The organism is Kribbella sp. NPDC005582 (assembly GCF_040605415.1).
GTDB lineage: Bacteria > Actinomycetota > Actinomycetes > Propionibacteriales > Kribbellaceae > Kribbella.
The window spans coordinates 1,299,079-1,311,328 of record NZ_JBEXCU010000001.1 but is presented as its reverse complement, the minus strand read 5'-3'; the positions used below and the strand labels follow the sequence as shown (position 1 = coordinate 1,311,328).

Below are 12,250 nucleotides of genomic sequence, written 5' to 3'. Positions count from 1 at the left end.
TGTGTAGGTCACTCATGGATCTCGTTCTCCTCAATGGCCAGTCGGGATTACCGACAGGTCCTCACGAGGGAGAACGATGAAACTCCCTGACGGGTTACGGAAGACGCTCGTTGTCATCCGTCTCACCTCAAGTCCTTCGGGATAACCTTCGCCAAGTGCCGGACGGCCCTCAGTTGCAGTTGCTTGACGGCGCCTTCGGATTTCTCCAGCGCCCTGGCCGTTTCCGCGATCGACAGACCCGCGAAGAACCGCATGGTCAGGCAGTCGCGTTGCTCGTCGGGCAAGCCGGCGACGGCGTCCCGGAGCACCTCGGCGGTCGCGGCGGCCAGTACGTCGACCTCCGGCCCCTCGGTCTGCCGGTCGTGCGTCTCGATCTCGTCCGTGACCACCTCGAGCCGGACCCGGCCGGACTTGTAGTGGTCGGTGATCAGGTTCCGGGCGATCGTCACCAGCCAGGCGCCGAAGTCCCGGCCCTGCCAGCGGAAGGAGTCCAGGGCGCGCAGCGCCCGGACGAAGGTCTCGCTGGTCAGGTCCTCGGCGAGTGCCGAGGACGACACTCGAGCGTAAATGTAGCGATAGACGGTGAGTGAATACTCGTCGTAGAGCTCACCGAAGGCTCCGACGTCACCTGCCTGAGCGCGATCGACGAGCTCGGCCCGTCTCATCCCGTCCGGACTTGGCTCCGGCGTCGTCAAGTTCTCTCCCCGTTCGAAAGACACGTCGTCTGACACATCCGCGCATGGCCACTCAACTGAGGCACGGCGAGCACTGAGCGTTACGGCTCCAGTACGCGCTGTCAACAGCTGGCGGCGTGCCGCCTTCCCGTCGGTCGATCGTCACGAATGCGCCAGCGGACTGCTCCCGTCACCACCTGATGACGCAATGCAGCCTGCTGTCGGGGTTTTGCGCATGGTCTCCCCGTCATGGACGGGTTTCTGCAGTGTGAGGTTCAGCAGAAGCACATCCACGAGTTCACCTGTATATCTCCCGTCACGCTCTGCTGCAACCATTCCGTGCGTGCCGGGTGCTCGGTGACGCTCCGGTGGCCATGGCAGACTCAGCGGGTGGACTTCAATTTCGCGGACCTTCTTCGTGACACAGCGCGACGTCACGGGGATCGGCTCGCGCTGGTCGACGGCGACCGGCGACTGACCTGGACCGAGCTCGACGAGGCCGTCGAGACCGCTGCCCGCGGGTTCGCCGCGGCCGGTCTGGTGCCCGGCTACCGGGTCATCCTGTTGCTTGCCAACAGCATCGAGTTCGTCACGTCCTACCTGGGCGTTCTTCGCTCCGGACTGGTCGCCGTACCGTTGAACACCGGACTGACGAAGCCCGAGGTGGCGACCGTCGTGGCGCATTCCGGGGCCCGTCTCGCGGTCACCGACGCGGACCTGTCCGGGGTCGTCGAGGGGATCCGCACGGTGCGACCCGGCGACCTCCAGGGTGACGCTGTGTTACAGCCGACGATCGACGCGGAGACACTCGCGGTCCTTCTCTACACCTCCGGAACCAGTGGAGATCCGCGCGCCGCGATGCTCACCCATCGCGCCCTCGCGGCCAACGTGAAGAATCTCTCCGGCCTCGGCCCCGACCGAATGGGCCCCGACGACGTGGTGCTCGGCATCCTGCCGATGTTCCACGCCTTCGGCCTGAACGCGGTCCTCGGCTGGACCGTCTCGACCGGCGCCGCCCTGGTCATCGACCAGCGCTTCGACGCCGAGCACACCCTCGAGTTGATCAAGCGGCACGGAGTCACCCGGTTGCCGCTCGCCCCGCCGGCGCTGCACGCGCTGCTGGCCCGCGAAGATCTCCGTACGGCGCTCTCCGGCGTCAAGGTCGTGTTGACCGGCGCCTCGGCGCTGGATCGCGGCCTGGCCAACCGTTTCGAGCAGGAGACCGGCCTCTTCGTGCACCAGGGCTACGGCCTGACCGAGGCGTCCCCGGGCGTGACCACCACGCTGGGCGAGAGTGAGCCGAAGCCCGGTTCCGTCGGCCGCCCGCTGCCGAACGTCGAGGTCCGGATCGCCGACGAGCAGGGTGAGGACGTCGAGGGCGACGACCCCGGCGAAATTCTGATCCGCGGAGCGAACCTCTTCTCCGGCTACTGGTCGGACGGTGTGGACGGTCCGGACGCCGAGGGCTGGTACCGGACCGGTGATGTCGGGTTCCTGGATGCCGACGGCGACCTCTTTCTGGTGGACCGGCTGCGCGAGCTGATCATCGTCTCCGGCTTCAACGTCTTCCCGATCGAGGTCGAGGACGTCCTGGTCGGGGCCGACGGCGTCCTGGAGGCCGCGGTGATCGGCGTACCGTCCGACGACACCGGCGAGGCGATCAAGGCGTTCGTGGTCCCGGAGGCCGGGGTCACCCTCGATCCGGAGGCCGTCGCGGCGTACGCGTCGACCCGGCTGGCCCGGTTCAAGTGCCCCAGCCAGATCGAGGTCGTCGACCAGTTGCCGCACTCCGTCACCGGCAAGGTGGCCAAGGGCCGGCTCCGGGCGGAGCGGTGAGCGCGCGCGTCACGCTCTACGGCAAGCCCGGCTGTCACCTGTGCGACGACGCCCGGGCGATCGTCGCGGCGGTCTGCGCCGAGCTCGGCGTGGAGTGGACCGAGGTCGACATCACCCAGGACGACGCGCTGTTCACCCAGTACGGCGAGCAGATCCCGGTCACCTTCGTCGACGGCAAGCAGCACGACTTCTGGCGGGTCGACCCGGCCAGGCTGCGGAAGGCCCTCAAGGGTTAGTGCTGTCGGTCACCCTGGGGTTCGCCGATTTTGTTCTCACGTTCACAAGCTCCTAGAGTAAGAGGAGCCGCAGGGTACTGAACGCGGCTGATGAGAACCACCCCCCAGGAGAATTGTGACGCGTGCCAGCAGCCGTCGTCCCGGCCCGCCGACGAGAACCGAACGCGGCATCCCCGAGGCGACTGTCGCGCGCTTGCCGGTCTATCTGCGGGCGCTGACCGCGCTGTCGGACAGTGGTATCGCGACCGCGTCGAGTGAGGACCTGGCCACCGCGGCCGGGGTGAACTCCGCGAAGCTCCGCAAAGACCTGTCCTACCTGGGCTCCTACGGCACCCGCGGCGTCGGCTACGACGTCGAGTACCTGCGCTACCAGATCGCCCGCGAGATCGGCGTCACCCAGGACTGGGCGGTCGTCATCGTCGGGATCGGAAACCTGGGCCACGCGCTCGCGAACTACTCCGGCTTCGGTACTCGCGGTTTCCGGATCGTCGCCCTGCTTGACGCCGACCCGAAGCTGGTCGGCGAGCGGATCGGTGACATGGAGGTCCGCGACTTCGCCGAGCTCGAGCACATCGTCGAGACCGACCGGGTCTCGATCGGCGTCATCACCACCCCCGCCGGTCCGGCCCAGGAGGTCTGCGACCGGCTGGTCGCGGCCGGGGTGACCAGCATCCTGAACTTCGCGCCGGTGGTGCTGTCCGTGCCCGACGGCGTCGACATCCGCAAGGTGGACCTCTCGATCGAGTTGCAGATCCTGGCGTACCACGAACAACGAAAGTCCGGAGAGGTGGCGCTCCCCCAGGTGCCCGAGCTACCAGCGACCAACGGTCTCGCATCCGATCTCCCCGCGGTGGGCGGAGGTGTCGGCGCATGAGTTATCTCGTGGTCGGGATCAGCCATCGCAGCGCGGACATCAACGTGCTCGAGCGAGTGGCGCTGGACACGGACGCGGCGACCAAGCTCGCGCTGGCCGTGCAGAACACGCCGGCCGTGACGGAGTCCGCCGTACTGGCGACCTGCAACCGCACCGAGGTCTACGCGACCGTCGACCGCTTCCACGCGGGCATGGACGAGGTCACCGCGATCCTGTCCGACATCACCGGCGTACCGCTGATCGATCTGGCCGAGCACCTCTACGTGCACTTCGAGGAGGGCGCGGTCGCGCACCTGTTCCAGGTCGCCGTCGGGCTGGACTCGATGATCGTCGGCGAGAGCCAGATCGTCGGTCAGGTGAAGCAGACGCTCCGGGTCGGTCAGGACCTGGAGACGATCGGCGCCGACCTGAACGCCCTGCTGCAGCACGCGTTGCGGGTCGGCAAGCGCGCCCGCGCCGAGACCGGCATCGACGCCGCCGGCCGCTCGGTCGTCTCGGCCGGCCTTGAGGCGGTCGGTGGGTTCGAAGGCCGCCGCGCCCTGGTCGTCGGCGCCGGATCGATGGCCTCGCTGGCCGCCCAGACCTTGCTCAACGGCGGCGCCGCGAGCGTGATCATTGCCAACCGCAACTATGAGCGCGCGGTCCTGCTGACCGAGCGGATCGGCGGTACGGCGATCCAGCTGGCGAACGTTCCCGACGCCCTGGCCGAGGCCGATCTCGTGGTCTCCTGCACCGGTGCCCGCGGCGTCGTGCTGACCGAAGAGATGATCCGGAACGCCAGTGACGGAAGGGCTTTCGGCGTCCTCGACGTGGCGCTGCCGCGCGATGTCGCGCCCGCGGCCGCCACGATTCCCGGCGTCACGCTGGTCGGGCTGGCCGACCTGGCCGGGACCGCCGGCGGCAGCGCGCAGGACATCGAGGACGTACGGCGGATCGTCGCCGAGGAGACCGGTGTCTTCGAGGCCACCCGGCGGGCCGCGTCGGTGGCGCCGACCGTGGTCGCGCTGCGGACGATGGCCGGCGAGCTCGTCGATTCCGAGCTGGCCCGGCTGGACCGCCGGCTGCCCGGCCTGGACGACAACCAGCGCCAGGAGGTGGCCCGGACGATTCGCCGGGTCGTCGACAAGGTGCTGCACAACCCGACGGTTCGGGTGAAGGAACTTGCCGCCGACCCCGGCGGACCGACGTACGCGAACGCGCTGCGCGAACTGTTCGCTCTCGACCAGGCGACGGTCGACGCGGTGACGACGCCGAAGGCGCGCGGAGGTGAGCACGCATGATCCGACTGGGAACCCGGCGGTCCGCATTGGCGACGGCCCAGGCGAACTGGGTGGCCGACCAGCTGCGCGGACTCGGGCACGAGGTCGAGCTGGTCCCGATCGTCACCACCGGCGACGTCAATCTGGCCCCGATGGTGCAGATCGGCGGCACCGGCGTCTTCGTCAGTGCCCTGCGCGACGCGTTGATGGCCGGCGAGATCGACATCGCGGTGCATTCGCTGAAGGATCTTCCGACCACACCGGTCGACGGCCTGACGCTCGGCGCGATCCCGGTCCGCGAGGACCCGCGCGACGTACTGATCGCCCGCGACGGGCTCACCCTCGGTGAGCTGCAGCAGGGCGCACTGGTCGGGACGGGCTCGGCCCGCCGGGTCGCGATGCTCGACGCACTCGGCCTGGGCCTGGAGATGACCGGGATCCGCGGCAACGTGGACACCCGGATCGCCCTCGTCACCGATGGCAAATTGGACGCGGTGGTGCTTGCGAGGGCAGGGTTGTCCCGGTTGGGACGGCTCGCCGAGGTGACCGAGACCCTGGATCCGATTCAGGTTCTGCCCGCGCCGGGACAAGGTGCCCTGGGCATCGAGTGCCGGGCGGACGACACCGCGGTGCTGGCCGCCCTGGCTCCGCTGGAGGACCCGGCCACCCGGGCAGCGGTGACAGCGGAACGGCAAATGATGGCCACGCTCGAGGCAGGGTGCTCGGCTCCGGTCGGGGCGCTCGCCGAGGTGGTCGAGGGTGAGGACGGCCCCGAGCTCTGGCTCCGGGGCGCGCTCGGCCAGGACGACGGCGTACGGCGGCTCTCCGCGAACGGGCCGGTGGACGATCCGGTGTCTCTCGGCGTAGCGCTGGCGAACGAGTTGCTGGAGCGCGAATGACACCACCGGCACAGGGCACGACGACAGCCAAGAAGACAAGCACCACGAGGACGAGGGCGAAGGCAGACGTGAGCAGCGCACAGACAGCAGCCTCCACCGCGACATCCGCGACACCTCCGACTGTGCCGGCGAAGGCTGCCGCGAGCAGTGCGGCCAAGCAGCCGAAGCCGCTGGGGCACGTCACGTTCGTCGGCGTCGGCCCGGGTGACCCCTCGCTGCTGACGCTGGCCGGACGCGACGTCCTGGCCGGCGCGGACGCGGTCGTCGTCGAGGGTCCGGAGCACGACGCCTTCCTGGCGTACTGCAAGCCGGGCGTCGAGGTGATCGACGGCTCCGGCGCCGAGGGCAGCCGCGCGCTGCGCGTCGCCGCCCGCGGCCGCCTGGTGGTCAAGACGGCCAAGTCGGCGGCGAACGTCGTCCGCCTGCTGACCGGTGACCCGTTCACCTTCTCCAGCGGCGCCGAAGAGGCGGCCGCCTGCCGCAAGGCGGGCATCGGCTTCAACGTCATCCCCGGCGTCAGCGAGGTGAGCGCGGTCCCGACGTACGCCGGGATTCCGCTGACGATGAAGAACGACCGCGAGGTCACGGTGCTCGACCTGGCCGAGACCAAGCTGGACCTGAGCCGGCTGCACGCCAAGCAGACGCTGGTCCTGCTGAACGCGACCGATGTCCTCAAGGACACCGTGGCTGCGCTCATTGAGGCCGGTTTCGACGCTTCGACCCCGGTCGCGGCGACTGTCGGCGGCACGACCACCGCGCAGACCAGCGTGATCGGCACGCTTGACACGATCGTCGCCGACCTGCGGGCCGCGAAGGTCGTCGGCGAGGCCGTGATCGTCGTCGGTGCCGTGGTCGAGCAGCGCGAGGCGCTGTCCTGGTTCGAGACCAAGCCGCTGTTCGGCTGGCGGATCCTGGTGCCGCGCACCAAGGACCAGGCTGGTCCGCTGATGGACCGCCTCCGCCGGTACGGCGCGATGCCGGAAGAGGTACCCACGATCTCGGTGGAGCCCCCGCGCAACCCGCAGCAGATGGACAAGGCGATCCGCGGGCTGGTCGAGGGCCGCTACGAGTGGGTCGCGTTCACCTCCGTCAACGCGGTCAAGGCGGTCCGGGAGAAGTTCGACGAGTACGGCCTGGACGCGCGGGCGTTCTCCGGCCTGAAGATCGCGGCGGTCGGCGAGAAGACCGCCGAGGCGATCGCCGCCTGGGGCATCCGGCCCGACCTGCTGCCGTCGGGTGAGCAGTCGGCCGCCGGCCTGGTCGAGGACTGGCCGCCGTTCGACGAGGTGCTGGACCCGATCAACCGGGTCTTCCTGCCGCGCGCCGACATCGCCACCGAGACCCTGGTCGCGGGCCTGACCGATCTCGGCTGGGAGGTCGACGACGTCACGGCGTACCGGACCGTGCGGGCCGCCCCGCCGCCCGCGCCGACCCGCGAGGCGATCAAGTCGGGCAAGTTCGACGCGGTCGTCTTCACCTCGTCCTCGACCGTGCGCAACCTGGTCGGCATCGCCGGCAAGCCGCACGCCTCGACCGTCATCGCGGTGATCGGCCCGGCCACGCTGAAGACGGCCGAGGAGCACGGCCTGCGCGTCGACGCGATGGCCGATGCGCCGTCCGCCGAAGAGCTGGCCGACGCACTCGCCCGGTTCGGTGCGAACCGGCGTGACACCATGGTGGAAGCGGGCGAGCCCGTGACCCGCCCCTCCGAACGTCGTGCAGGATCGCGTCGAAAGAGCTGAAATGCCTGGATTCCCGGATGTGAGGCCGCGTCGGCTGCGTCAGTCGCCGGCGATGCGCAGACTGGTCGCGGAGACCACGATCGAGCCGCGGCAGCTGATCCTGCCGATGTTCGTCCGGGAAGGCGCCAGCGATCCGATTCCGATCGCGTCGATGCCGGGCGTCTACCAGCACACCCGCGAGAGCGCCCGGAAGGCGGTCGCCGAGGCGGCACGGCTCGGGCTCGGCGGTGTGATGCTGTTCGGCGTACCCGAGGAGAAGGACGAGGTCGGGTCGGGTTCGCTCGATCCGAACGGCATTCTGAACGTCGCGATCCGGGACGCGGTCAGCGAGGCCGGCGACTCGTTGCTGGTGATGTCGGACCTGTGCCTGGACGAGTTCACCTCGCACGGCCACTGCGGCGTACTGGACTCCGAGGGCCGGGTCGACAACGACGCGACGCTGAAGATCTACGCCGAGATGGGCGTCGCGCAGGCCTCGGCCGGTGCGCACATCGTCGGTCCGTCCGGGATGATGGACGGCCAGGTCGGCGTCGTTCGCAAGGCGCTGGACGCGGCCGGGTTCACCGACACCGTGATCATGGCGTACGCCGTGAAGTACGCGTCGAGCTTCTTCGGACCGTTCCGCGAGGCCGTGAACTCGGCCCTCCAGGGCGACCGCAAGACGTACCAGCAGGACGGCGCCAACGCGCGCGACGCGATCCGCGAGGTCGACCTGGACGTTGCCGAGGGCGCCGACATCGTGATGGTGAAGCCCGCACTGCCGTACCTCGACATCCTCCGGCAGGTGCGCGACCACGTGACCGTGCCGGTCGCGGCGTACAACATCTCCGGTGAGTACGCGATGGTCGAGGCCGCCGCGGCGAACGGCTGGATCGACCGCGAGCGGGCGATCCTGGAGACGCTGACGTCGATCCGGCGGGCCGGTGCGGACCAGATCCTCACCTACTGGGCCGCCGAGGCCGTCGACCTGCTCGGGCGTCGCTGAGCCTTGCCGTCCTCGTCCGGGCGACGCGTCAGCCGGGAGAACCTCGGCGCCTGGATCCTGAAGTGCAATCCGAAGGTCACCGACGTGGCCGGGCTGATCGATTCCGGCGTCACCAGCTGGTGCGTGCAGAAGAGCTACCGCACGGAGCTGTTCGAGGCCGGCCAGCCGATCCTGCTCTGGGTCAGCGGTTCCGCCGGGGGCGTCTGGGCAGCCGGTCACGTCACCGGTCCGGGAGAGCTGCGATCGAAGTACGTCGTACCGGTGTCGCTCGAGTTCCTCGCCGAACCGATTGCCCGCGAGGTCGTGCGAGCGCACCCGGCGCTCGCGGAGCTGGAAGTCCTTCGCCAGCCCCAGATGAGCAACCCGAGCTTCGCCACTCGCACCCAGTACGCCGCCCTCCGCGAACTGCAGGCCGGTTAAGGTGTTGGCGTGTCTACGACGGATCCGGCCGACCAGCCGAACGAGGCCCTGCAGGTAGCTCGCGACGAACTGCAGGCTGCCCGCGCCGACCTTCAGGGCGCCGAAGCAGCGCTGCGCGCGGCGCTCGACGAGACGGCGGACGGCAAATGAGTACGCCGGCCCAGGAACAGCAGCGGGTGCAGCAGCGGGCCGCTCAGCTCGCCGAGACCGCGGCCAACGCGTTGAACGCGGCCCGGGTGTCACTCCTGCAGGCGGCCGACGTCACTCGCGATGTCGATGCCTATCTGCGGCGTAGTGAGCAGGAAGTCTTCGAGCTTCCGGTCCAGGCCCAGCGGGTTCAGTTCGCGGAGGAGCCGCGACCGTTCCAGCGCAACGCGCAGGAACTGGCTGACCAGGCCGACCAGCGCCTGCGCGCCGGCCGACGCGGGATCGACGAGGTCCGGGATCGCGTGGGCGACGGCGCGCGCGCCTTGAAGGCCGGTCGGGACGCTCTGACCGAGCTGTCGACCCTGCCCGTCCAGCACGACCACGCGGCGATGGACCGGCTGTCGCACCAGCTCAACTCGCTGGACCGGGCCGTCGGCAACTTCAGTGAGAGCATCGACAGCGCCGACCGTCGGCTGGTCGCGGCCCGCGAGGCCCTGGACCCATTGATCAACTCCAGCGTCCACGTCGACGACCGCCAGGCTGCCGCCGCCCGCATCACCACTGCCGCGCAGGGTGCCGACACCCAGCTGATGCAGACGCGTAGCGGGCTCAACAGCCTCAACGAAGCCTTCGACGACAGCCGCGTCGACTCGCACCAGGCCGCCGCCGAATCCGCGGACCTGGCCCGCGCCTTCCACGCCGCTGCGAACCCGACCCCGCGGTCGGCACAGCAGCACCAGGCCGCTGCCACCGAGGAAGCGCACAAGCCCAAGGAGTCGGAGATCAGCTCCCGCCTCCGCGACCTCTGACGGCGGCTAGCGCACCACGGTGTAGTCGGACTGGACGAAGCCTGCCTTCAAGGTCCGGGTCGCGTTGTGCACCAGCGTGATGTCCTGGTCGAGAGCGCCGAACAGCGGTAGCCCGGAGCCGATCAGCACCGGCGCGGTGGTGATGGTCAGCTCGTTGAGCAGACCTGCCCGCAGGAACGTCCGGATGACGGCGCCACCGTCGGCGTAGATCCGCCGGGCGCCGCGGTCCTCGAGCGTCTCGACCAACCCGTCGAGCGTGCGGTGCACGATGATCCGCTCGTCGGTGCCCGGATCGAGCGTCGTACTGAGGACTTCGACGTGCTTGCCCTCGTACGGCCAGAAGCCGAACGTGAGCACCTTCTCGAAGGTCTTCCGGCCCAGTACGACGGTGTCGATCGGCGCCATGAACTCGTCGTACCCGGTGTCTCCGGCCTGCTCACCGCGCTCGGTCAGCCAGTCGATCGAACCGTCGGCGCGGGCAATGAATCCGTCGAGGCTGGTGGCGATGAAAACCGCCGCATGAAAGCTCACGGAAACAGTCTTGCAGGTGTCCGGATCCGGCCACGTCGAATCGCTTCGACCTCTTGTCCCGGAACCGCTTTCCCGGCATGCTGACCGGCACACAAGGCAAGCGCTTTCCATGGAGGAGGAGGATCGATGCGGCGACGGGACAACCTGACCGCCTATCTGTTCCTGTCGCCGTGGCTGCTCGGGCTCTTCCTGATCACGATCGGGCCGATGATCGCCTCGCTCTACCTGGCCTTCACCGACTACAACCTGATCCAGGCGCCGCAGTGGATCGGGCTGGAGAACTTCAGCCGGATGCTGTCGGACGAGCGGCTGCACAACTCGTTGCGGGTGACCTTCACCTACGTCTTCGTCTCGGTCCCGCTGCAGCTGGCAATCGCGCTGCTGCTGGCCGTCGTACTGGATCGCGGCGTGCGCGGGATGGCGTTCTACCGCTCGGTCTTCTACCTGCCGTCGTTGCTCGGCTCGAGCGTCGCGATCGCGATCCTGTGGCGGCAGGTGTTCGGTACCGAGGGCCTGCTCAACCAGGTGCTCTCTCTGGTCGGCGTCGAGGGCAAAGGCTGGATCTCCGACCCCAGTACGGCGCTGGGCACGCTCGTGGTGCTGAACGTCTGGACGTTCGGGTCGCCGATGGTGATCTTCCTGGCCGGCCTGCGCCAGGTCCCGACGATGTACTACGAGGCGGCGGCAGTCGACGGCGCCGGACCGCTGCGAAGATTCTTCGGGATCACGCTGCCGCTGATCACGCCGATCATCTTCTTCAACCTGGTGCTGCAGATCATCCACGCGTTCCAGTCGTTCACGCAGGCCTTCGTGGTCTCCGGAGGCAGCGGCGGACCGTCGGACTCGACGATGTTCTTCACGCTCTACCTGTACGACCGCGGCTTCGGAAACTTCGACATGGGCTACGCCTCGGCGATGGCCTGGTTCCTGCTGGTCGTCATCGCCATCTTCACCGGGGTCAACTTCCTGGTCTCCAAGTACTGGGTGTTCTATGAGAACTGAGCTGCGCCCCCGGACCGTGCTGACCCACCTGGCGCTGATCGCCACCGCGCTGGTGATGCTGTACCCGCTGATCTGGATGGTCGTGAGTTCACTGCGGCCGGGCAACGAGATCTTCCGCGACCCGGGCCTGCTGGTGAAGGACCTGCGGATAGAGAATTACCGCGCCGGCTGGAACGCACTGACCGAGCCGTTCAGCCGCTACCTGCTGAACTCCGCGGTGGTCGTCCTGGGCTCGATCCTCGGCAACCTGGTCTCCTGCTCGATGGCGGCCTACGCCTTCGCCCGGCTCGAGTTCGCCGGCAAGAAGATGTGGTTCGCGATCATGCTGCTCAGCATCATGCTGCCGATCCACGTGGTGATCGTGCCGCAGTACATCCTGTTCTCGCACGCGGGCTGGATCAACACGTTCCTGCCGCTGATCGTGCCCAAGCTGCTGGCGACCGACGCGTTCTTTGTCTTCTTGATGGTGCAGTTCATCCGCGGCATCCCGCGCGAGCTGGACGAGGCCGCCACCATCGACGGCTGCGGCCGGGCCGGGATCTTCCTGCGGGTGATCCTGCCGCTGATGGTGCCCGCCCTGGCCACCACGACGATCTTCACGTTCATCTGGACCTGGAACGACTTCTTCGGCCAGCTGATCTACCTGACCGACCCGCACATGTACACCGTCCCGGTCGCGCTGCGATCGTTCGTCGACGCGACCTCGAGCTCGTCCTGGGGTTCGATGTTCGCGATGTCGGTGGTGTCGCTGGTCCCGGTCTTCCTCGCCTTCCTGCTCGGCCAGCGCTTCCTGGTCAAGGGCATCGCCACCACCGGCATCAAGTAAGTAAGGAGCC

14 protein-coding genes are annotated in these 12,250 nt (G+C 68.6%); 12 read left to right on the top strand and 2 right to left on the bottom strand.

The annotated features are described in order from the left end of the window. Positions 1-122: 122 nt before the first annotated feature. On the bottom strand, positions 123-665 hold the full coding sequence (locus ABZS29_RS06605) for a sigma-70 family RNA polymerase sigma factor (protein ID WP_132164702.1): 543 nt from the start codon (positions 663-665) through the stop codon (positions 123-125). Positions 666-1,064: 399 nt separating this feature from the next. Between ABZS29_RS06605 and ABZS29_RS06600 the strand changes: the two genes are divergently transcribed. The 10 genes from ABZS29_RS06600 to ABZS29_RS06555 all read left to right on the top strand — a co-directional run bounded on the left by ABZS29_RS06600 (position 1,065) and on the right by ABZS29_RS06555 (position 9,881). After that, positions 1,065-2,510: an AMP-binding protein gene (locus tag ABZS29_RS06600; RefSeq protein WP_355459156.1), complete on the top strand. Its 1,446-nt coding sequence runs from the start codon at positions 1,065-1,067 to the stop codon at positions 2,508-2,510. Further along, entirely contained in the window at positions 2,507-2,746 is a 240-nt protein-coding gene (locus ABZS29_RS06595; RefSeq protein ID WP_355459154.1) for a glutaredoxin family protein, read from the top strand. The genes ABZS29_RS06600 and ABZS29_RS06595 overlap by 4 nt, the downstream gene beginning before the upstream one ends. Positions 2,747-2,861: 115 nt before the next feature. After that, entirely contained in the window at positions 2,862-3,620 is a 759-nt protein-coding gene (locus ABZS29_RS06590) for a redox-sensing transcriptional repressor Rex (protein ID WP_355459152.1), read from the top strand. After that, complete coding sequence (locus ABZS29_RS06585) at positions 3,617-4,900, top strand: glutamyl-tRNA reductase (RefSeq protein ID WP_355459151.1); 1,284 nt, start codon at positions 3,617-3,619, stop codon at positions 4,898-4,900. Before ABZS29_RS06590 ends, ABZS29_RS06585 begins: the two co-directional genes overlap by 4 nt. Next, positions 4,897-5,778 carry a hydroxymethylbilane synthase gene (hemC, locus tag ABZS29_RS06580; RefSeq protein ID WP_355459149.1) on the top strand — a complete coding sequence of 294 codons (882 nt, stop codon included), beginning with the start codon at positions 4,897-4,899 and terminating at the stop codon, positions 5,776-5,778. Before ABZS29_RS06585 ends, hemC begins: the two co-directional genes overlap by 4 nt. 68 nt (positions 5,779-5,846) lie before the next feature. Further along, positions 5,847-7,520 (top strand): uroporphyrinogen-III synthase, encoded by a 1,674-nt coding sequence (locus ABZS29_RS06575; RefSeq protein ID WP_355459148.1) that lies wholly within the window; start codon positions 5,847-5,849, stop codon positions 7,518-7,520. Position 7,521: 1 nt separating this feature from the next. Then, complete coding sequence (gene hemB / locus ABZS29_RS06570) at positions 7,522-8,505, top strand: porphobilinogen synthase (protein ID WP_355459146.1); 984 nt, start codon at positions 7,522-7,524, stop codon at positions 8,503-8,505. Positions 8,506-8,508: 3 nt separating this feature from the next. Then, the gene (locus ABZS29_RS06565) at positions 8,509-8,925 is read left to right on the top strand and encodes a hypothetical protein (protein ID WP_355459144.1); all 417 of its coding nucleotides are present in this window, start codon (positions 8,509-8,511) and stop codon (positions 8,923-8,925) included. Positions 8,926-8,934: 9 nt separating this feature from the next. Further along, positions 8,935-9,075: a hypothetical protein gene (locus ABZS29_RS06560; RefSeq protein WP_355459143.1), complete on the top strand. Its 141-nt coding sequence runs from the start codon at positions 8,935-8,937 to the stop codon at positions 9,073-9,075. Next, positions 9,072-9,881 carry a hypothetical protein gene (locus ABZS29_RS06555; RefSeq protein ID WP_355459141.1) on the top strand — a complete coding sequence of 270 codons (810 nt, stop codon included), beginning with the start codon at positions 9,072-9,074 and terminating at the stop codon, positions 9,879-9,881. The genes ABZS29_RS06560 and ABZS29_RS06555 overlap by 4 nt, the downstream gene beginning before the upstream one ends. 6 nt (positions 9,882-9,887) lie before the next feature. Here ABZS29_RS06555 and ABZS29_RS06550 read toward each other — a convergent pair whose 3' ends face one another. Continuing rightward, positions 9,888-10,412 (bottom strand): dihydrofolate reductase family protein, encoded by a 525-nt coding sequence (locus ABZS29_RS06550; protein WP_355459139.1) that lies wholly within the window; start codon positions 10,410-10,412, stop codon positions 9,888-9,890. 126 nt (positions 10,413-10,538) lie between these two features. Here ABZS29_RS06550 and ABZS29_RS06545 point away from each other — a divergent pair, with 126 nt between their 5' ends. Both ABZS29_RS06545 and ABZS29_RS06540 read left to right on the top strand, forming a co-directional pair. Continuing rightward, positions 10,539-11,414 (top strand): sugar ABC transporter permease, encoded by an 876-nt coding sequence (locus tag ABZS29_RS06545; protein ID WP_355459138.1) that lies wholly within the window; start codon positions 10,539-10,541, stop codon positions 11,412-11,414. Beyond that, positions 11,404-12,240 carry a carbohydrate ABC transporter permease gene (locus tag ABZS29_RS06540; protein WP_355459136.1) on the top strand — a complete coding sequence of 279 codons (837 nt, stop codon included), beginning with the start codon at positions 11,404-11,406 and terminating at the stop codon, positions 12,238-12,240. The genes ABZS29_RS06545 and ABZS29_RS06540 overlap by 11 nt, the downstream gene beginning before the upstream one ends. Positions 12,241-12,250 lie beyond the last annotated feature (10 nt).